Source organism: Candidatus Zixiibacteriota bacterium (assembly GCA_022865345.1).
Classification (GTDB): domain Bacteria; phylum Zixibacteria; class MSB-5A5; order MSB-5A5; family RBG-16-43-9; genus RBG-16-43-9.
The window spans coordinates 1-21343 of record JALHSU010000205.1 but is presented as its reverse complement, the minus strand read 5'-3'; the positions used below and the strand labels follow the sequence as shown (position 1 = coordinate 21343).

Sequence of the window (21343 nt, the reverse complement as noted above, 5' to 3'; positions counted from 1 at the left end):
TAACACTCTAAACAGTATTAAAATAATATTCTAAGGTGACTTTAGCAAGTGAAAAAAATCACAAAATACAGCTTTCGGGGATAATTTTCCTCACCTAATGACGAGTACTGCATCCGGAAAGTAGTGTTAAATACTACCCACTATCTCCTATGAACCGTCCACCGAAAAATATCCCCCGCTATAAGCGGGGGGATATTTTTCTGAGGGTGGATGGGATCGAACCATCGACCACCTGCTTAAAAGGCAGATGCTCTACCACTGAGCTACACCCCCAAAATAACTCTGTAAAAACCTTATACGAAAAAATCAATTAAAAACAAACAAAATATATTACCAGACAGACAAAATATAGCTCCAAACTCTTTTGTCAAGGGAAAAGGAACAGGGATAGGCTCTCTTCCTGTCATTGCGAGGAGCTCATTGACCGACGAAGCAATCCTCTCACCTTAAACAGATTGCTTCGCCCGGAGGGCTCGCAATGACATCCTTGTTTATCACGCCAAGGTAAGAGTTTCTCGGCTCTTCGTTGGTGTCCTCACCAACGAAGAAAAGGTCGTTGGTCAGGAGACCAAACAACCAGCTAATGACATTCTTCTTTATCCTGCTGGAACTGGAGAATAGAAGGGTGAGTCCGCCTTCGGCGGATCTCCCCTTCAAAGACTGTCTGCCTTACTAAGGTAAGAGTTGAACACCCTCCTTAGTTTTCTTCTGTCATTTGTTATCTGTCATCTCTTTAGTCCACAAAGCATATGATACTTTCCTATCTGCTCCAGGCTTATCAGACCTTTAAAAATCTGACCCTGCATCACCGGTATAACCGAAAGCTTTTCTGGATTCATCCTTTGAAAAACCTCAGACAAAGGGGCATCCTCAGTGGTGCTGGTAAACTCGCGACTCATAATTTCCCTGACTCTGGTCTCCCTGGGATGATTACGCAGTGCAGAGAAAAATTTTTCGCGTGAAAGGATTCCTATGAACTCTTTTCCTTCCATAACCGGGAAATCCTGCTGAAGCCCGTGACACATCTTATCCAGGACCTCTCCTAAGGTATTATCCGGTGAGATCGGTTCGATATTGGTGAGCATAGCCACCCGGACTGGGACATCTGCTATTTCCACCTTTAGCTCGGTCGCTCTCTTTTCTCCTTCTGCCCCCAAGAAGATAAACACGGCAATCAGAGCTAACCAGGGGTTGAAGAACAAGCCGAAGAAGAAAAACAAAATGGCTAAGAACTCGCCTATGCCTACAGCCACCTTGGTGGCTTGTAGTAGATCCATCTTCAGCCCTAAGACTCCCCTTAGAACCCTACCCCCATCCATAGGAAATGCAGGAATCAAGTTAAATAGCGCCAGCATCAGATTTATCGCAAACAGGTTAAGAAGAAGGTTGCCCTGAAATATGGAAATATTCACAGCCTTTGCCTCAGGAAATAGTAACCGATAGGCAAAAAAGAAAATTAATGATAAGACGATGCTGGTCAAAGGACCGGCCAAGGCAACATTTATCTCCTGTTTCGGTTGCGAGGGCAGCTCCTCCATCTCCGAGACCCCTCCTATGGGGAGAAGAATGATATCCTTTATCTTAACCCCGTACTTCCGAGCCACCAGACTATGAGCGAACTCGTGAATTATAACGCATAAGAAGATCAGGATTATGCTCACAATACCGAATAAGCCGGAACGGGCCCCCTGCAGCCTGCTCCCATAAAGCCCGATGAAAATCAGGAGCAGAAAGAAAGTGATGTGAACCCTTATCGGTATTCCAAAGAACTTAGCGATCTGAAATGACCATCTCATCGTAAGCCTCCTTTAGAATTATAAATTCGGTTAGAGCAAAATCAGTTAATCCATGGATAATTATGATTAAATAATGTCCTGCTTGTCAAGGTTTTTCTGGATTTAGGGGCGTATTGCAGTTCGACCGGCTCACTGCTCTGACTGTTCGACTGAACTCACAGTCCCTGAGCGAAGTCGAAGACAATACGCCCTTACAAAAAAATTCCCCCTTGATTTTCTAAGTTCTAATAATTAAGTTTCTGCTTGCGTAAAACTAATAAACACCACAACCTTAAACCCGGGAGGTAAAATGGCATACGCTCCAATGAATTATGATGCTTTATTAGGGATGGAGGGGTTCAGCGATACCCTGCTGAAAAACCATTTCACGTTATATCAGGGGTATGTTACCAATACCAACAAGATTCACGATATGTTAGTCGAGCTACACAAAGCTGGGAAAACCGGTGGTCCCGATTATGCAGAGCTGAAGAGAAGGTTTGGCTGGGAATTTAACGGGATGCGGCTGCATGAGCTATATTTTGAGAACCTTGGCGGAAAAACCAAGCTAAATCCGATGGGCAAACTCGGTAAGAAGCTAACCGAGCTTTTCGGTAGCTATGAGCACTGGGAATCAGATTTCAAAACCACCGCCTCAATGAGAGGAATCGGCTGGGTGATTTTGTATCAGGATAATCTTTCCGGAAACCTTTTCAACCAGTGGATTAACGAACATGACGTTGGACATTTAGTCGGCTGTACCCCGATTTTAATTTTGGATGTTTTCGAGCATGCTTTTATGATAGACTATGGTCTAAAAAGGGCGGACTACATCGCCGCCTTTTTCAAGAACATCAAATGGGAAGCAGTTGAGCTCAGGCTGAAGTAAATTACAGGCTGTAGAGACGCATGGCCATGCGTCTCCCAGCTCATCGAGGATGTTATCATCCTCGATGAAATCTCAAGCCCTGGCGGCGGATGATAACATCCGCCAAGAGCGTGGTCAGCTATCTAGACCAACCTTGGCCGCTACGGGTGGGTTGTTGACGACCATTCCTGTCAAACAATCCTTAAGGAGATGCTTAACTCAAACGAGCCCAGCTCTCCTGCCCAGACTGAGGACATCATCGGCCAGTTTTTTTATCAGATATCTATCATGGCTCACAAATAAAATCGAGCCGGGAAAATTTTCCAAAGCATTTTCCAAGGCTTCTCTGGCATCGATATCCAGATGATTGGTCGGCTCATCTAAGATCAAGAAATTTGCCCCGGATAAAAGAAGCTTGGCTATCATCACCTTCCCCTTTTCACCTTCACTTAGATCTTTTATTTTCTTGAAAACCGAATCTCTTCTCAACATCAATGAGCCTAAAACTGTCCTGATCCAAACCGGGTCACCTGATATGTCTGATAAAGTTGCCTCCTCCAGTATGCTCTTCTCCTGGGATAACCCTTTTCTCTCTTGATCGAAATACCCGATTTTGACTTTATGACTTAAAACCACATCGCCTTTATCTGGTTCAATTTCTCCTAATATTATTTTAAGAAGTGTGGTTTTGCCGGATCCATTAGCTCCCGTAAGAGCCAGGTTTTCTCCCTTTAGAATAGAAAAATCCAAATCCGCAAACAGCATTTTATTTCCACAAGATTTAGATAAGTCTGTTACAGACAGGACTAAATTGCCGGACGGAGCCAGGTCGGGAAAATTTAAAGTTACCCTTTTCTCCTCAAACGGTTTTTCCACTCTTTCAATATGTTCGATCCTTTTCTCCACAGCCTTAGCCCTTTTGGCTAACTTGGCAGCAACTGCAGTTATATGTCCCTTGGCTCTACCCCCGCCGATTCTTTGTTTTTCCTTTCGCTTTGCCCAGACTCTTTTTCTCTGTGATTCAATTTTCAATCTTTTGACCTCTTTCCTTTTATCCTCATATTCTCTCCACTGTCTTTCGATCTCCTCTTCTCTTTGCTGGTAAAAACAGGTGTAATTTCCTTTGTACTCTTTTAGAGTTCCTCTTCTTAAATCCCAGATCTTACTAACAGTTTTATCCAATAATGCCCGGTCATGTGAGACTATGAGCAGGGTGCCTTTGAAATTCACAAGCCATTTTTCTAACCATTCCAAGCTGGATAAATCCAGGTGATTGGTGGGCTCGTCCAGGACCATAAAATCAGGCTTGGATAAAAGGATTTTGGCCAAGTTCGCTTTGGTTTTCTGACCGCTGGAAAGCACTTTAAAATCAAGAGCCGTTTCATCCTTGGTGAAGTTCAATCCGCTTAGAGTTTTCTCAGCCTCAGCTTTTACTTCCCAGCCTCCCGCGGACGCAAATCTTTCCTGAAAAAGGGTATACTCAGTTGCTCTGCCCGCATCTGATGAATCTCGCTCTAAATTCTTAAATTCGGAATAGAGTTTTTGTATTTGCGGAAAAGCTTCTAAGGTGTAGTCTAATAAAGACCCTTTATACTCGACAGTGCTTTCCTGTTTCAGGTATCCTATCTGAAGATTTGACTTCGATTGAACTCTTTTACCGGAAACCAACTTTTCTTCTCCAAGGATTATTTTCAAAAGGGTAGTTTTCCCGCATCCATTCGGGCCGATAAGTCCTATCCTGTCACCCGAGTTTATGTCCAAATTTACCTTTTCAAACAGCTTACCTTCGCCAAAAGTATAGCTGAAGCTCACATCTTTTAAGCCTATCAGATGCATATTTTCTCCTCAAATGAAAAAGCCGAGTGAGTTCTCCTCCTCGGCTTTGTGTTAAGCTGGAGTGTCAAACTTTAGTTTGACCCAGATTTTACCAGAAAATAGATATACCAATAGACCCCCAAAAGAAAAACTCAACTTGAAAATTAAAGATGTCTATTGGCTTATTTCACAAGATACAACTCCTTTTTTATATTATAATAATCTGAAAGGAACAGTCAAGTCATTTTTTAATTGCTTTTTGAAAACATTAGAAACGTTCAATCCTGAAGGCATAAGCTTCGCCTCCTCCTGCAGGCAGGTAGACTGAAACACCATTGGAGTAAATTTTCTCATGGTCGCCATTGCAGGTAGTAAGAAGTATATAGTCATCCTTCACCTCAGTAATCGAATCATAGATAATCCCATCTTTGATATTGCAAGCATTAGGGGCAAATTGGGTGGAATCGACCATTAAAGGAACCTCGGTGGTATCAGGCTGGATAATCACTTCTTTGAAAAAGGTCAATTTACTACCTGGGAACTGCCTTATTCTTAAAATCTGTTTCCTTGCTATCCCTTTATTATGGAACTGAATCTGGGATGCCCCACAATAGATGTTAGCTGAACTGCTATCTCCTGAGGCGGATATGACGAAATAATGAGTATCAGTATAAATAGCATAACTTCCATCCTGTAGAATCCATACTCCCTTTGTCCATTCAGCCAGTTTTGACTTAACATCCGAAGGTGGGGTGGAGCAAGAGAAAACCACAAGCAAAAAGCTTATTACCAGAGGGGACAAACTAAATCTTTTCATAAGTTCAGCTCCTTCCGATTGAATATCCATTTCAAAAAAGCGTGCTGGATGAATCAAGCTCATGCAGATTCTTTTTGAGTTGAACCTTAAAGGCAGAGTCTCGATTCATCCAACGCAATTGACTTTCTATTTCACCTCTATATCATAGGGAGAAATATAAAATATTTTCTCCTGGCTCATCTCTTCTAATCTTTCGATATCGTTGAAGATCTTCTTAGAACCCAGGAAGGAGAAAGTCTCTTCAAAGTTAAATCCAAAAAATCCCCATCTTTTAGGTAAGGTTACTATCTCGACTAAACTTTTTTCTTTTATCCCGGCTTTTATTCTGGCGATTTCGATTGCCTGTTTTAACCCGCCCAGCTCATCCACCAGTCCGTTTGCTTTTGCCTGATTCCCGGTCCAGACCCTGCCCCTGCCGATCTGGTCAATTTCTTCAAAGCTTCTCTTCCTCCCTTCAGCCACCTTATTTACAAAATCATCATAAAACTCTTTTGTCTGTTTTTTTACAATCCCTTTTTCCTCCTCAGTAAAACCACGTGTGCTGGTGAAAAAGTCAGAATGTTTTCCTCTTTTTAAAATCTGGGTGGAAAACCCTATCTTTTTGTAAAGACCGGATAAATTAAACTTTCCGGAGATAACCCCGATTGAACCGGTTATGGTGCCTGGATCAGCTATGATTGTATCACCGGGACAGGCGATGAAATATCCCCCTGAGGCGGCTACATCTGACATCGACACGATGAAAGGTTTCTTTCCTTTACAGAGCATGATCTCTCTCCAGATGACATCTGAAGCCATACCTGAGCCGCCTGGGCTATCTATTCTGAAGACGATCGCTTTGATAGTGATGTCCTCTCTGGCTCTTCTGATTGCCCGGGCAATGGTCTCTGACCCCATCGTCTTCCCCAAGAAAAAATTGTTACTGCTTTCTCCTGAATTAATCAGACCAGTGGCAAATATTACTGCGATTTTCTTGGGTATCTCCCAGGTATATTTATAATCTTCCTCCTGGGCATATTTTCTAAAGCCTATCTTGTGCGGTTTTTCACCGGTTAGACCTTTGACTATCTCGTCTACCTGATCATAAAATGCTAAATCATCCACCAGCCCTTGTTCTTTTGCTTCTCTGGCTGTAAAAGGACCCTGATCGATTTTCGATTTCAAATCCTGCTGGCTTATTCCCCTTTGTTCAGCGATTTCTTTAGTCATCTGCTCGTACAGGTCATCTAAAAGCCAGTTCTCCATCTCCCGGTGAGCTTGTGACATAGAATCCCTGGTCACAAGGTCTGAGGCGCTCTTATAATCGCCGACATGCACCAGGTCTGCCTCGATCCCCAATTTTTCTAATGTTTGTTTGATAAAGGTTACCTCAGCGGAAATACCGGTTAAGGATAAATATCCAGTGGGAAGCATCACGATTCTGTCTCCGGAGGATGCCAGATAATATTCCTTATTCCCGCCCTGTTCCATAAAGAAGACCACCTTTTTCCCGCTCTGACGGAAATCAAGAAAAGCCTCTCTTAACTCCTGAATCTTGCCGGGGCCGGCATTCAAAAAATCGAGCCTGACAATCAGCCCCTTGATCCTTCTATCCTTTTTTGCTTTTTCGATTTCCTGAATTATGTCTAAAAGTGTAACCTTTCTGCCGCCAAACAGGCTGAAGCTTTTCTCCTCGTCTATGTTGCCGGAGAGCTTCAGCTCTAAGAAATTATCCTTCCTCTGCCAGAAAGTCCTGTACCTTTCGCTGGCAAAATTCCAGTAAACTACGCCTTTTTGATATTTGCTGTTCTTGTCTATTGCATTATAGGTACCCAGCCCTGAAAACTGGAAATTAAACCTGAAATTGATTCCATAATTCCCTTTATTATCTATGTCTCCTGCCAGGAGTAGACCATCTAAAGGCTCAACTGAAACCTGGTATCTGGTCCTGGCATCTTTTAACTTTTCTTTTTCATCCATCATTCCATCTATGGAGAAAGTAATCCGGTCACTTAAAGGTCTTAAAGCCAATCCCAGATCAAATGAGATATTCGTTTTCACGTCTCGAAAAACCGGGCGATTCAGGTCTTTGGCAATTCCACCTAAGGAGATAAAGGAAAACGGCCTGATTAAGAAGCCGGCATTCCAGGATTTCAGCCCATGATAATCTTTGTCTTTAGACCCGAACCAGGAATACACAGTGCCTAAGTAGAATCCGTCAACGAGCTTAAATCCTGTGCCTAAACTATATTTCCTGTATGCAGGTTTATCCATATTCCCCAGCCATTCTGCTGAGAACCCTAAACCGTGCGTGGACAAAAACAAGGCATAATCGCCTTTGAAACTCGAATCAGAATAAGTATGCAGAAAATATCCCTGGAAACCCCTGTTCCATCCCAGACCGGCTGGGTTAAACTTAAGACTTAATGCATCATCCGAGTTTGCGGCTGAATTATAGGGAAGAAAAAATCCCTCGGTAGGTGAAAGTCCCACGCCAAGGGAAGTAGAAGAGAAAACTAAAATAAAAATTATACACAAAAATTTTGAACTATTAGACATCTTACCTCCTTTTGTTTTTAAAATTACGTTTTTACCTCTTAAGAAGTTCCCTTTTTGTTGCGAACTATCTCGTATAACAAAACCCCTGCGGCAACTGAGGCATTCAAAGACTCCGCCTTGCCAAAGATGGGAATTTTTATCTTTTCATCTGCTAAATTTGACACCTCTTTCCTTACCCCTGAAGCCTCGCTTCCTATTAAAAGACAGATTTTTTCGGGATAACTTATTTTAGTATGGTCCTTCCCCTTATGAACTTCTGAGGAAAAAATTTTGAATCCTGAGACTTTCATTTCCGGAAGAACCTCTTTTAAATCCAGACCTTCAATTACCGGCAGATGAAAGAGAGAACCCATGGTCGAGCGAACAACCTTGGTATTATAAAGCTCAACGCACCCCTTCGACAGCAGAACCCCATCTGCACCAGCCGCATCTGCTGTTCTTATCATTGTACCAAGGTTTCCTGGATCTCGGATATTATCCAGACTCAGAAGTAGAGAAGCTTCCTTGAGAAAATCTCTGCTGAGAGTGAACTTTCTCTTTTTCACCACTGCCACAATCCCTTGAGGTGTTTCAGTGTCAGCCAATTTCTCTATTTCTTTTTTCTTTACCCTGAATATTTCTATTCCTTTTTTACTGAACCCCTCAAGCAGCTTCTGACCTTCTGGAGATTCACCAAACTCACTGAAAAAAAGAACCAGCTCGGTTTCCCAGTTGGAGGAAAAAGCCTCCTGACAAAGGCGAAGACCCTCGATTAAGAACTTTTCTTCTTTTCCCCTCCCCTTTTCAGTTTTTAATCTGTAAATCTGTCTTAATTTTTCCTTGGTTAGCTCCTGCATAGGTATTCTCCGGATATTTTAAGAGCAAAATAGACAATTGATGATTCTTTGTCAATTTATGTTTTGGATTTTCCCCTCTCCTTGCAGTAGAGGGTTAGGGTGAGGTTCTCAGTAAGTCAGACATCCTTGTCTGACAATCTGGCACAGACAGGAATGTCTGTGTAACCTCGTTCAACAAATCGGCAAACCCAAATTGCCCGCAATATGGTTAGCTTATTTTGTCATTCTGAGGGAGTCTAAATGAACGACCGAAGAATCTGTGAAAGTTCTACATCACAGTTAGATTCTTCGTCTCTACGAGCCGTAAGGCTTTTAACGGCCTGCGGACTCAGAATGACATATCATCATTTGACAAAAGATAAACTTGCTTTTTGCCATTCAAACCGTTAAAATAACTTTGTAGCAGTCTTAAGAAAAAGAACCTCAATAGATATAAAAATGTCTTTTCTCAAAAAATATTTTCTCACTCTTTTCTTAATCCTTTTCTCGGCGTTGAGTACACCTGCGGAACAGGGGAAAACGATTATACGCCTGGAAAAAACCGGGCTTAAAACTGGAGAACTTTTTCAGCCTTATCCCCTTTCCAGCTCAAAAGGAAAGATAGGGCTGGCTTTAGCCGGGGGCGGAGCACGGGGCTTAGCCCAGATAGGGGTCCTGAAGGTTTTCGAAAGGGAGAAAATCCCGGTAGATTTTATTGCCGGGACCAGCATGGGCGGGATAATCGGAGGGCTTTATGCCTGCGGCTATTCTGCAGAGGACCTGGAGAAATTAGCTTTGCAGATTAACTGGCAGGACCTTTTCTCCAATGCCCCTCCCAGGCTTTCCTTACTCCCTTCTCAGAGGGAAGAAAACGAGAAATACCTTTTTCAGATATATTTTGAGGGATTTAAACCTTCCATCCCAAAAGGGTTGATTACGGGCCAGAAACTGACTAACCTTTTTACCCAGCTTACTATGCAGGCAAATTTCGAAGCTGGTTCGAATTTCGACAAGCTTAAAATCCCCTTTCGGGCAGTGACGACCGACTTAGCCACAGGCCAGGAGATAGTCTTAGGTTCAGGAGATCTTTCTGAAGCCTTAAGAGCCACCATGGCAATCCCCCTGGTCTTTACCCCGGTGGAATTGAGTGGAAGGCTTTTGGTGGACGGAGGATTAGTTGATCCTATTCCGGTTGAAGTCACCAGGAATATGGGAGCAGATTTTGTAATCGCGGTCAACACCTCATCTGAGCTTTTATCCTCCTCCAGAATTAAGGACCCTCTGGATATTGCTAATCAGACCACCTCCATAATGACCTTAGAAAGAAAAGAACAGGAATTGAAAAAAGCTGATTTTATTATCTCCCCTGACCTTTACCCTTATTCCTCAACCAGTTTTGAAAAAACTGCTGAGCTTATCAAGATGGGAGAAAGGGTGGCTGATAGTTTAGTCCCGCAACTGGAATTGCTCCTTTCCAGATCTAATAAACCCTCAGCCGATTCTGTTTACCCGATCAAAGATGTCGAAATCGCAGGAAGTGAAGACCTTCTGCCTGCCCCGCTGAAGATTAGTCTGAAATTGAGAAAAGGTGAGACTGTATCACTGTTTGATCTCAGGTCCGATTTGAAAGACCTTTATTCCACCGGTTATTTCAAAGATGCTTATGCCGAGATGTCCAGAGGGAGTGGAGATTATTCGCTGACCTATCATCTAAAGGAAAACCCACTTTTCAATCACGTAGAGTTCTCAGGTAACAGGCTTTTCACCTCTGAGGAGTTGGAAAAGAAAATCTCTTTTCCCTCTGAAGGGGTTGCAAACTTCAAAATCTTGCAGGAGAAGTTAAACCAGGTCATCAGGCTTTACCAGAATTCAGGGTATTCCCTGGCTCATATTGAAAGCCTGGATTATAATTCATCCACTGGAATTCTAAAGGTAGCAATTGACGAGGGGATCATCTCTAAAATCGAGCTTTCTGGAAACAAGAGGACTAAAAACTGGATGGTCACCCGCAACCTGCCTTTGAAAGAAGGTCAGCCTTACAATTCCAGATTAATCCAGAAAGGTCTTTCCAACCTTTACAGCACCGGGCTTTTTGAGGCCATTTACTTGAAAATCTTGCCTCAAAATGGCCAGAATGATGATAAGGTGCTGAAGCTTGACCTGCAGGAGAAAAAGTTCTCTTTCTTAAGAGGCGGAGCTCATTACAATGATGAATATTACACCGAAGGTTTTATCGAAGCTGGGGATAATAACATATTCGGAATAGGGAATGAGATCTATGCGCACCTGCAATATGGCAAACGGAAAGAAAACTATAGCCTGAATTTCAAAGCTGACCGGATCTTCAAAACCTACCTCACTTATAAACTCAACCTTTACTGGCAAAGAGAGGAGCGAAGGATTTATTCTGAGCATAAAAGGGTGGATTCATTTGAGGAGAAAAGAATGGGCGGTTTATTCTCCTTCGGACAACAGATTGCCAGGCTGGGCAAAGCTTCCTTAGAGGGGAGAGTAGAAAAGGTCAAGACCGAATTTGAAAGCACAAGGCTGAAAGAGAACTACCAGGTCACCAGCTTGATCTTCAGGTCTATAGTAGATAATTTAGACAAGTTCCCATTCCCGGATAGAGGAAAATATCATTATCTCTATGCTGAACTCTCCGGAAAGGTCTTTGGCGGGGACTTAAGCTACAGGAAATTCTTCTCCTCTTTGGAATCTTATTTCCCCTTAAGCTCAAGACTTAATTTCCATCCCAAAATAGCCATAGCCTTATCGGATGGAGACCTTCCTTTAGCTGAAAAGTTCACCCTTGGTGGATTTGGAACCTTAGGCGGATTTTATGACCAGGAGCTAAAAGGGGACAAGCTCTTGCTTCTTAACCTGGGCTTAAGATACAAGTTTTACAAAAGATGGTATTTCACCCTGAGATACGACTCCGGCAACACCTGGCCCAATTTGGAATCGATCAAGCTGAAAAACCTGAGGAACTCAATCCTTTCCATCCTCTCAGTCTCAACCCCCATCGGACCCATAGAATTCGCCTACGGCAGAGCGGAGAAAAAAATCGATAAGTTCTATTTTAGGATGGGACTGGAGTTCTAAAGGACATCAAGAATGATACTGTATGTGTAGAACAGCAACCGAGCCAACCCCTCATTCCTTGCTACTCACTACTCACACCTGTCCTACGGATCCGTTTCTCGGACAGTTCTCAGACTGGGGAGGGTTTTGAGAGTAAATAACACTTGATTTCGGAGACAGATTAGAATAAAATGCCTCTTACTTAATAAAACCTTTGATAGGATGGTGAGTAGAGAATGAAGAAGACAATAGAAGTTTTAAATCAACTTCAGAAAAAAGGCTTAATCCAAGATTATGCCATTGGTGGCGGAATTGCGACGATCTTCTACGTTGAGCCTTTCTTCACTTATGACCTGGATGTGTTTATAATCCCTTCGGGCACGGTAAAAGAGCAGAATCTGATTTTGCTATCTCCCATATATAGTTATTTAGAGGCTAAGGGCTATAAATGGAAAGGAGAACATATTATTATAGAAGGAGTCCCGGTGCAGTTCATTCCCGCGGACGAACTTGAAAAGGAGGCAGTCACCAGGGCAAAAGCAGTAGAATACGAAGGGGTCAAAACCAGGGTGATGGCACCTGAATATCTGGTAGCAGTGCTTCTAAGGACCGGCAGAAAAAAAGACCTGGAAAAAATTGAAAAGCTTTTGGAGCAAACCAAAATAGACAAAAGAAAACTTGGAGCCATCTTGCGCAAGTATGGTTTGACCAGAAAATTTGATCTTTTGTGAAGGAGAACTACCATGCGTGGTAAAAAAGTTAGTCAGATGAAGATCCTTATAAGGGGTAATAAAATAATCACCCGAAAAAAGCTTTTTGAAAAAAAAGAAAAGTTTCACAGAGAGCAGGCAAAACTTCCTTTCGAGGAAAAAATAAAAATACTTATCCGCCTGCAGGAGATCGCCCAAAGTGTCCATAAATCCACCGCTGGCAAAAAAATAGGAGTGTGGAAAATTCACTCCAAATCACGGAGCAAATAGAACCGCAAACAAGCCTCACCGCTCGCTACTCACACCTGCTGTTTTCGGAATGGGGCTGGAGTTTTGAAGATAAAAGGGCTTGATTTATGAAAGAGGATAGGGTAAAATAAGAAAGTGAAAGCGATTGTCCCCTTAGATTTCATTCAGCAGAGAATCTTTCTGATACGCGGGCACAAAGTGATGTTGAGTCCTACCCTTGCGGAATTGTACGGGGTCGAGGTGAGGGCTTTGATTCAGGCGGTAAAGCGTAACCGAGAAAGGTTTCCTGAGGATTTCATGTTTCAGTTGACGGATAATGAATTTAGAAACTTGAAATCACAAATTGTGATTTCAAGCTGGGGCGGTGCCCGACGGGCTAACCCCTATGCATTTACTGAACAAGGAGTGGCCATGCTCTCCAGCGTATTACGCAGCAGGCAAGCTATTCAGGTCAACATCGCAATTATGCGAGCTTTCGTCAAGCTGAGAGAGGTTCTTTCTACTCATAAAGAGCTGGCACAAAAATTGGACCAGCTGGAGAGAAAAATCGAAAAACATGACGTAGAGATACGCTCGATTTTTCAAGCAATTCGACAACTGATGATACCCTCTGAGAAGTCCAAGTCGAAGATAGGGTTTCGAAAAGATTGATGCGGGAACCAACCCTTTGCCCTCGCTACTCGCTACTCACACCTGCATTTCTCAGACTAGGGCTGGAGTTTTGAGGAGAGCATGGCACAAATTTAGACTTGATTTATAAAAGGGAATAGGCTAAAATAGAAAAGAAATATAGGTGAATATAATGAAAAAACCTTGGTCCATTTCAACAACAGTAAGAAGTCCTGAGAGATTAAGAGATTTTTTAACAGTTTTAAAAGAATTCGAAGGCCAGGAATTCAATAAGGAAAACCAAATAAAATATCAGGTGCTATTGATTCAAAACAAATTCTATAAGCCTAGAAATATACCCTTAAAATTTAGAGAGTATTTTCAGAAACCAGAACTCGGTATACCTTATGAAGTAGCTGAGGAAATTTTCTATTTTAAAAATTATGAAGACCCACCAATGCGAGGAAGACAATCAGCAAACCCATTGAATAAACTGGGATTTGCAATAGCAAGAGAAGGTTCTGGACCAATTCAAATTACCGAATTGGGCAACAAGTTTCTAGCAGGTGATTATGATATTGGTTTCATATTTTTTAAGAGTTTGTTGAAACTCCAATTCCCAAATCCATGGAGTGCTGATTTTTCAGAGAAGGAAGGTTTTAATATAATGCCTTTAGTGGCAACAATGCACCTTCTTGAAAGACTTAATAGAAAATCTACAAAAATAGGTTTAGACAAAACAGAATTTAGCATTTTTGTCCCTACATTAATAAACGCCAATCAGATCGATGAGTATGTTGAGAAGATTTCAGAATTCAGAAAGGAAAAACACAAGGACAAATACATTACTAATTTCACCAAAGAATTCTATGAGACAAAAAAAGTGGCTGAAAAAAAGATAAAAAACTTATTTGATTACGGTGACAATATAATGAGATATTTCAGGCTAACCAGATATTTCAAAATTACAATGGATCCTTTAGGATATTATTGGACTATTAATTTAGAGCCTTCGAGAATGGTTGAAATAGAACAACTTTTAAAACTGAATAATGGAGAGGCAATTAAATTTAAAAATCTAACAGACTATCTGAATTATCTTTCTGATATTACAAAGCCTGAATTGCCTTGGGAGAAAATAGAAAATTTAGCAAAAGTAACACTATCGTTAAAAAATGGAATCACTGAGTTAATAAATAGGGAGAGGATGAAGGTATCCCAAAAAGAACAAGAACTTTTAATTATAGATATTAAAAAACTCTCAAAACAACAATTGGAAAATTATACTTCTGAATTGAGAACATTTAATTTGGAACTTAAAGAACGACTAAGAAAAGCACAAATATTAGGTGATGCTAAAAAAATACAAGAAACAATTGATATACTGAAAAACATTCAAAAATATAGAAAAACATTGGAAAAGAAAGCTCCAGAGCAATTTGAAAAACTGATAACACAAGCGCTAAAGGAAATGAACGATGAAATTCTGATTAAAGCTAATTATCCAGTTGATGACGACGGTGAACCTATAAGTCATTCTCCCGGAAACAAACCGGATATGGAATGTTACTATCAAACTTTTAAAGCAATTTGCGAAGTCACCTTAAATACCTCAAGTTTACAGTGGGTTCAAGAAGGGCAGCCTGTTATGCGACATTTAAGAGATTTTGAGACCCAGCATCAAAATGATGAGGTATTTTGTCTATTTATAGCACCTCAAATTCATAATGATACATATTCTCAGTTTTGGATTTCTGTAAAGTATGAATACAATGGGTTGCGTCAAAGAATAGTACCCATAACGACAGATCAATTTACAATTCTTATGGATACTTTATTAGACTTTGTGAAGCAAGGCAGAAGATTTTCACATAGAGAATTATATGATTTATACAGTCAAATAATTAATCAAACAGTTCAGCTGAACAGTTTTACCGATTGGGCAACTTATATACCGGAAGCCGTTAAAGAATGGCGACAGAGGATGATTTCATAATGAAAATTAATCAAGTATATTTAGGCAATTGCGTGGAGATAATGGAGAAAGAGATTGAGAAGAATAGTATAGATCTCATATATGCAGACCCTCCATATAACTTATCTGGAAAGGAATTGACTTTAATCAATAACAAAACAGGCGGACCATTCTATAAAATGAACGAAAAATGGGATACCTGGAAATATGAGGATTATCTTGTTTTTACAGAAAGATGGATCGGCAAATCGTGGGATGTCTTAAAACCTGCCGGCAGTATATATATCTCCTGCACTTATCACAGTATAGCAGAAATGATATTTATTGCTAAGAAAATAGGGTTTAAATTAAATAATATAATAACCTGGTATAAGACGAATGCTATGCCAAACATAACGAGACGAACTTTTACCCACGCTACTGAATACGTTTGCTGGTTTGTGAAAGGTAATAATTGGAAATTCAATTATGAAAGGTTAAAGGAAATTAATCCTCATAGAACAAAAGATGGAAAGCCAAAGCAAGTAAGAGATTTTATAGATTTTATCGAACTTCCTATTGTTCAGGGTAAGGAACGTATAAAGGGTAGAAATGGTAGAGCTATACACCCTACTCAGAAACCAGAGAAATTGATAGAACTAATTATAATTTCATCTTCGAATGAAAATGACTTAGTGCTTGACCCTTTCTTCGGAACTGGCACCACCGGCGTTGTGGCGTCTAGATTAAAGAGGAAGTGGATTGGAATCGAGGCGAACAATGAGTATTTTAAAGTTGCCAATAAAAGGATAGTAGTGCATAAAGGAAACTAAAATGGTAAATATAAAGTTATTCAAAGGAGATGCTCTAAAATTACTTAAAGATATAGAATCTAAAAGTGTCGATTTAATTTTTGCAGATCCGCCTTATAATCTTTCTGGTGAAAATTATCTCACTTGTAAGAGCGGGAAGATTGCAGTATGTGATAAGGGTTCATGGGATCAGATAGAAAATATCCATGAATTTAACAGCAACTGGGTAGAGGAGTGCACCAGAGTTCTAAAAGACGACGGAACAATATGGATTTCAGGAACTTTACATAATCATCCATCTATTGGAGTAATCTTAAAAAAATTAAAACTTTGGATAATAAATGATATTATATGGTTTAAACCTAATGCACCGCCTTTGATGCAAAAAAACCGTTTTGTTCCATCAACCGAACTAATATGGATAGCGAGTAAATCCAAGAAATATTATTTTAACTATGAAATCGCAAAAAGAATAAGTAATGGAAAGCAGATGAGAAATTTGTGGATTATATCTGCTGAAAGGCATATAACTTCTCATCCCACAGAAAAACCCGAGAAGCTCTTGGAAAGAATAGTGTTAATTGGAAGTAAAGAAGGTGCTACTATTCTCGACCCCTTTATGGGTTCAGGGACTACTGGAGTTGTAGCGAAGCGTTTGAACAGAAATTTTATAGGAATTGAAATTGCTGATGTTTATTTTGAGATGGCTAAAAAAAGAATAGAGAGTACCCATCTGGAACTTAACTTAGTCAATTTTTGGGAAAACATAAAAGATAGTAAAAGTGTCCAACTCAATTTTGATACTAAAAAAAATAAAAAGAATGTTTACATTGAGCCGAACTCTTCTGTTCCTCGCTCTGACCCTTATTTGCCAGCACCTTAGTCTTAATCCATTCTGAGAAGATAGAAAAAAGTAATAAGCTCTTACTGACTTACACCCAAATCGTCTCTTCCCTTTTGCACCCCGTAGAGATTAAAAATATTTTTGCCCCGCTTTGGTCTTGTATGAATTTGAGGTAGTCTTTGGTCTTCGGGGGGAGTTTTTTGTAGTCTCTTATCCCGTTGGTATTTTGTTTCCACCCGGGAAGGTTTTTATATACGGGTGTGCAGTTCTCTAAAATCTCAACTTCGTTTGAGAACTCTTTTAAAGTCTTCCCTTTGTATTTATACCCGGTGCAAACCTTTATTGTTTCCAGCCCGTCTAAAACGTCCAATTTGGTCAGGGCAATTTTTTTAATTCCGTTTATCATCACCGCATATTTTAAAATCAAAAGGTCTAACCACCCGCATCTTCTGGGTCTGCCGGTTGTGGCTCCGAACTCGTTTCCTTTTTCCTGCAGGTATTTCCCGGTCTCGTCTTTCAGCTCTGTGGGAAAAGGCCCATTCCCCACCCTGGTGGTATAGGCTTTGGAAACCCCGATCACCTCATCGATTGAAGTCGGAGGAACGCCCAATCCGGTGCAGGCGCCACCGGCTGTGGTGTTGGAGGAGGTCACATAAGGATATGTTCCGAAATCCACGTCCAAAAGCGTTCCTTGTGCCCCTTCAAAAAGAATGTTTTTACCTTGTTTGATCGCCTTATTCAAAAAAGAGGCTGTATCAATCATCAAAGAGGCGACCCTGTTTTTATACTCCAGAAAACTCAGACAATGCTCCCATAAGGAGGAAAGCTCTGTCTCCGAAAGACTGTTCAGGCATCTGCTTTTATCCTTTATATTCTCCTCGATCTTAGAACGGAAGACTTTCTCATCGAAAAGGTCGATCAGGCGAAGACCTCTTCTTCCGATTTTATCTAAATAAGCTGGACCAATCCCCTTAAGAGTTGTCCCGATCTTGGAATTTCCCCTTTTACCTTCTTCTATCCTTTCCATATCCTTATGATAAGGCATAACTAAATGCGCATTTTTGCTGATAAAAATCCTTCTGTCGACCTTTATCCCTTTACTTTGTAACTCCTCCAATTCTAAAAAGAAAAGCTGCAAATCAAGAGCCACTCCGTTTCCAATTATGCAGATCTTATTCTTGTGGAGTATACCAGAAGGGATAAGATGGAGTATGAACTTTTTTGAATCGATAACCACAGTATGCCCGGCATTAGCCCCACCCTGGTACCGGGCAATGATATCTGCTTTTTCCGAAAGTAAATCTACGATCTTCCCTTTCCCCTCATCCCCCCACTGCATCCCCACCACAATCCGGTTAGACATTTTTCACCCCTGAATTTGAGTCTCCCAAAAAACTGGAGCGTAAAACTTTAGTTTTACCTTTTTTCCTGTGACAGATTTTAGCTCGGAGGGGATGTTCTCATCCCCGTTATCTTTTGCTCTTCGTTGGTGTCCTCACCAATGAAGATAGAATCTGTTGGTCTGGAGACCAACCGATAGCATACCCAAATGTTTTGCCCGTTGTGTCAGGTCCTAAGACCTGACACATTCTCTGTCTGGAGTAGCTCCAGACAGAACTAACCCTCAACCTATTCTCTATTTTGTCTTCCTCTGGAAAACCTCATCTACCAGACCGTAAGCTTTAGCCTCATCCGGAGACATAAAGTAGTTGCGGTCAGTATCCTTGACTATTTTATCTATGGGTTGACCAGTATGCCGGGATAATATATCGTTCAGAATCTCCCTGACAGTCCTCATCTCCTTAGTCTGGATCTCGATATCGCTGACCTGTCCCTGAACTCCTCCCCAGGGCTGATGGATCAATACCCTGGAATGAGGCAGGGCTGCCCTTTTACCTTTTGACCCGCCGGCTAAAAGAAGCGCGGCTATGCTGGCAGCTAACCCTACACAGGTCGTGGCAACTGCCGGCTTGACAAACTGCATCGTATCGTAAATCGCCAGACCGGAGGTGACAATCCCGCCAGGTGAGTTTATGTAGATATTGATATCTTTGTCCGGATCCTCTGCATCCAGGAAAAGCAGTTGAGCGATCACCAAGTTGGCGATATTATCGTCAATCGGCGAGCCGATGAAGATTATCCGGTCTTTTAAAAGCCGCGAGAAGATGTCATAGGCTCTTTCTCCTCTTCCGGTCTGCTCGATAACAAACGGCACCAGGGTCATACACTCTCCTTTTAAATGATTGACGGGCAAGGTGCCCATCCTACGAAAACCTCACACCTTCTGCTCACGTAGGAGGGGCTCCCACCCCCGCTGACCTAATTTCCTTCGTTTATTTTACAATTCCTTTCAGGGTGTAATGATCTTTTTTTCCTCTTTTTTCTCGAGGGATTCTTTTACAATTTCCTCTTTGACCTCGGAGTTTTTAATGATGAACTCTATCACCTTATCTTCCAAGATCGTCTCCTTGATATCCTTGATCTTTTTCTTCTGAGCTATGAACTCTTTGGCCTGCTTTAACTCCAGGGAATTAGCTCTGGCGAAATTCTCCACCCACTTGTCCGTATCTTCCTTGGTGACCTCGATTTTCTCTTTTTTGACTATCTCGTGCATTAAAAACTCCCACCTTATCCTGGATAAACCTAACTCCTTATACTGCTCCCGGAGTTTTTCCTCATCCACATTTTTATAGCTTTTTTTAAAATCCTCAACCAGATTGTCCAGATAAAGATTTAATAAGGATTCCGGCACCTCGAAGCCATTTTTCTCCACCACCTGTTTAATCACCTGACTGGCTAAATCTTTTTCCGCCTCCCTCTGCGATTCTTTTTCCAGGTCCTCTTTTATTTTTTTCTTCAGTTCATCTAAGCTTTTATATTCCCCTAAACCTTTAGCGAAGTCATCATTTATCTGTGCCAGGATTTTCTCCTTGATCTCTTTTATCCTGACTTTGTACTTGATGATTTTTCCTGCTAGGTTTTTCTCAAAATACTCTTTTGGATAGATCGCCTCGATCTCTTTTTCCTCACCTGGCTTTGCACCCAGAAGTCCGCGGTAAAATTCGGTTAACAGATTTTCTTTTTTCAGCCAGATCTGCTGGTTTTCTGTTTTCTTTTTAGCTTTACTCTCTTCTCCAGATAGCTCCTCTAAGTCGACAATCAGAAAATCTCCATCCTTTACCTCTCTTTCCACAGAATGAAGCTCCGCATTTTTGTCCTGAAGGTAATTCAAGGCATTCTGAACATGCCCTTCTGTGATCTGGATTATTTTCTTTTTTAGCTGCAGCCCTTTGAAATCTTTCAGCTCTATCTCCGGCCGGATTTCGATCAAAACTTTAAACTGTAAGGGAATTCCCTCTTTGAAATCTATCTCCTCTTTTAAAATCGGAAGGGTCAGAGGAGTCAAATTGCTTTGATTTACCGCCTCTTCGTAAGCCTGAGGTAAAAGTTTATCCAGAACATCTTTGGTCACCGCCTCTTTGTAACGGGATTTGATCATTTCTAATGGAGCTTTCCCCTTGCGGAAACCCGGTATCCTGACTTTCCTCTGATACTCCTGATAGACTGAGTCAAATTCCCCCTTAACCTTTTCCACCGGGATTTCAATTTCCAGGACTCTTTTCCAGGCTTTATCCTTGGTGACGTTTACTTTCAATACTCCTCCTCAGTTGAGTCTGACACACAGGTGCGAAAGGGGGGAGTTGAACCCCCAAGGGCGTAGCCCACTGGATCCTAAATCCAGCGCGTATGCCAATTCCGCCACTTTCGCCTTAAAAACCTTTTAATAAACGTAGATAATAAATCAAATTTTTGAATTAATGCAAGCGAAAACGTTTTGGGGATCTTAAATTTCTTCGATTCCCGGATCTCCTTTCTCCCGATCTTTTAAATAAATCTTGATATTTTCATTGACAACTACTTCTCCAAATTCTAAATTATACTTTGCAGCTTTAGGGAAGTTTTTTTACATTAACTATCTACTATCAACCATTAACCAATAAAGCGGAGGTTTTTGTATGAAGACCTTGGCTAACCTCTTGATCGCTCTGGCAGCCATCGCTTTTGTCTTGGCTATAATCTTCAGGCTGGCTAATATTATGCCTTTGGGACTGGCATCCCAGAGTGCCTTCCGGTTTGCAATCGGCTGTCTGCTATTTGCTTTAAGCTTTATTTTGATGGAGCTCAGAGATAAGAAAGCTTGAGCAGGGTTGGGAGTATTTATTAGATAGAAATTTGTACGCGATATCATTTACCAGGGATAAAAAAAGCCATCCAGACAGATGGCTTTTTTTCTTTCTTTTGCTTTTAGCCTTACTTTATAATCACGAATTTCCCTATCTGGTTACCGGATTTGGATTCTATGTTGTAAAGATAGATCCCGGATACCACCGCCTGGGTGTTCTGATTGATCAGGTCCCAGTAATCATAACCCGCGGTCGGATCATCCTCTGCCTTT

The 21343-nt window shown here is 41.2% G+C and carries 17 protein-coding genes and 2 tRNA genes; 9 read left to right on the top strand and 10 right to left on the bottom strand.

From position 1 onward, the window contains the following. Positions 1 to 201 precede the first annotated feature (201 nt). Together MUP17_10320 and MUP17_10315 are read right to left on the bottom strand one after the other, a co-directional pair. A tRNA-Lys gene (locus MUP17_10320) sits at positions 202 to 273 on the bottom strand. 452 nt (positions 274 to 725) lie between these two features. Next, on the bottom strand, positions 726 to 1796 hold the full coding sequence (locus MUP17_10315) for a site-2 protease family protein (protein ID MCJ7459374.1): 1071 nt from the start codon (positions 1794 to 1796) through the stop codon (positions 726 to 728). Between the two features lie 289 nt (positions 1797 to 2085). Here MUP17_10315 and MUP17_10310 point away from each other — a divergent pair, with 289 nt between their 5' ends. Continuing rightward, positions 2086 to 2664, top strand: coding sequence for a Fe-Mn family superoxide dismutase (locus tag MUP17_10310; protein MCJ7459373.1), 579 nt, complete (start codon positions 2086 to 2088; stop codon positions 2662 to 2664). 198 nt (positions 2665 to 2862) lie between these two features. Here MUP17_10310 and abc-f read toward each other — a convergent pair whose 3' ends face one another. The 4 genes from abc-f to rlmB all read right to left on the bottom strand — a co-directional run bounded on the left by abc-f (position 2863) and on the right by rlmB (position 8649). Further along, the gene (gene abc-f, locus MUP17_10305) at positions 2863 to 4479 is read right to left on the bottom strand and encodes an ABC-F type ribosomal protection protein (GenBank protein MCJ7459372.1); all 1617 of its coding nucleotides are present in this window, start codon (positions 4477 to 4479) and stop codon (positions 2863 to 2865) included. A 247-nt stretch (positions 4480 to 4726) separates the two neighbouring features. Then, complete coding sequence (locus tag MUP17_10300; protein ID MCJ7459371.1) at positions 4727 to 5275, bottom strand: hypothetical protein; 549 nt, start codon at positions 5273 to 5275, stop codon at positions 4727 to 4729. A 126-nt stretch (positions 5276 to 5401) separates the two neighbouring features. Further along, positions 5402 to 7813, bottom strand: a complete 2412-nt coding sequence (gene sppA, locus MUP17_10295; protein ID MCJ7459370.1) for a signal peptide peptidase SppA — start codon at positions 7811 to 7813, stop codon at positions 5402 to 5404. Positions 7814 to 7851: 38 nt separating this feature from the next. Beyond that, on the bottom strand, positions 7852 to 8649 hold the full coding sequence (gene rlmB / locus MUP17_10290) for a 23S rRNA (guanosine(2251)-2'-O)-methyltransferase RlmB (protein ID MCJ7459369.1): 798 nt from the start codon (positions 8647 to 8649) through the stop codon (positions 7852 to 7854). 438 nt (positions 8650 to 9087) lie between these two features. On the opposite strand from rlmB, the gene MUP17_10285 reads away from it, so the two are divergent. The 7 genes from MUP17_10285 (at position 9088) to MUP17_10255 (ending at position 16926) form a co-directional block, all read left to right on the top strand. Further along, complete coding sequence (locus tag MUP17_10285) at positions 9088 to 11730, top strand: patatin-like phospholipase family protein (GenBank protein ID MCJ7459368.1); 2643 nt, start codon at positions 9088 to 9090, stop codon at positions 11728 to 11730. A 215-nt stretch (positions 11731 to 11945) separates the two neighbouring features. Continuing rightward, positions 11946 to 12440 (top strand): nucleotidyltransferase, encoded by a 495-nt coding sequence (locus MUP17_10280; protein ID MCJ7459367.1) that lies wholly within the window; start codon positions 11946 to 11948, stop codon positions 12438 to 12440. 12 nt (positions 12441 to 12452) lie between these two features. Then, complete coding sequence (locus tag MUP17_10275) at positions 12453 to 12689, top strand: hypothetical protein (GenBank protein ID MCJ7459366.1); 237 nt, start codon at positions 12453 to 12455, stop codon at positions 12687 to 12689. A 114-nt stretch (positions 12690 to 12803) separates the two neighbouring features. Further along, positions 12804 to 13319 (top strand): ORF6N domain-containing protein, encoded by a 516-nt coding sequence (locus MUP17_10270; protein MCJ7459365.1) that lies wholly within the window; start codon positions 12804 to 12806, stop codon positions 13317 to 13319. A 151-nt stretch (positions 13320 to 13470) separates the two neighbouring features. Next, on the top strand, positions 13471 to 15273 hold the full coding sequence (locus tag MUP17_10265; GenBank protein ID MCJ7459364.1) for an AlwI family type II restriction endonuclease: 1803 nt from the start codon (positions 13471 to 13473) through the stop codon (positions 15271 to 15273). Positions 15274 to 15314: 41 nt separating this feature from the next. Continuing rightward, positions 15315 to 16064: a site-specific DNA-methyltransferase gene (locus tag MUP17_10260; GenBank protein ID MCJ7459363.1), complete on the top strand. Its 750-nt coding sequence runs from the start codon at positions 15315 to 15317 to the stop codon at positions 16062 to 16064. A 1-nt stretch (position 16065) separates the two neighbouring features. Further along, on the top strand, positions 16066 to 16926 hold the full coding sequence (locus MUP17_10255) for a site-specific DNA-methyltransferase (GenBank protein MCJ7459362.1): 861 nt from the start codon (positions 16066 to 16068) through the stop codon (positions 16924 to 16926). A 49-nt stretch (positions 16927 to 16975) separates the two neighbouring features. On the opposite strand, the gene MUP17_10250 is transcribed toward MUP17_10255, so the two are convergent. The 4 genes from MUP17_10250 to MUP17_10235 all read right to left on the bottom strand — a co-directional run bounded on the left by MUP17_10250 (position 16976) and on the right by MUP17_10235 (position 20656). Next, positions 16976 to 18250: an adenylosuccinate synthase gene (locus MUP17_10250; GenBank protein MCJ7459361.1), complete on the bottom strand. Its 1275-nt coding sequence runs from the start codon at positions 18248 to 18250 to the stop codon at positions 16976 to 16978. A 273-nt stretch (positions 18251 to 18523) separates the two neighbouring features. Next, complete coding sequence (gene clpP / locus MUP17_10245) at positions 18524 to 19111, bottom strand: ATP-dependent Clp endopeptidase proteolytic subunit ClpP (GenBank protein ID MCJ7459360.1); 588 nt, start codon at positions 19109 to 19111, stop codon at positions 18524 to 18526. A gap of 126 nt (positions 19112 to 19237) precedes the next feature. Then, a complete protein-coding gene (tig, locus tag MUP17_10240) occupies positions 19238 to 20542 on the bottom strand; it encodes a trigger factor (GenBank protein ID MCJ7459359.1) in 1305 nt (434 codons plus the stop codon). A 31-nt stretch (positions 20543 to 20573) separates the two neighbouring features. Next, a tRNA-Leu gene (locus tag MUP17_10235) sits at positions 20574 to 20656 on the bottom strand. Between the two features lie 247 nt (positions 20657 to 20903). Here MUP17_10235 and MUP17_10230 point away from each other — a divergent pair. Continuing rightward, positions 20904 to 21089, top strand: coding sequence for a hypothetical protein (locus MUP17_10230; protein MCJ7459358.1), 186 nt, complete (start codon positions 20904 to 20906; stop codon positions 21087 to 21089). Positions 21090 to 21343 lie beyond the last annotated feature (254 nt).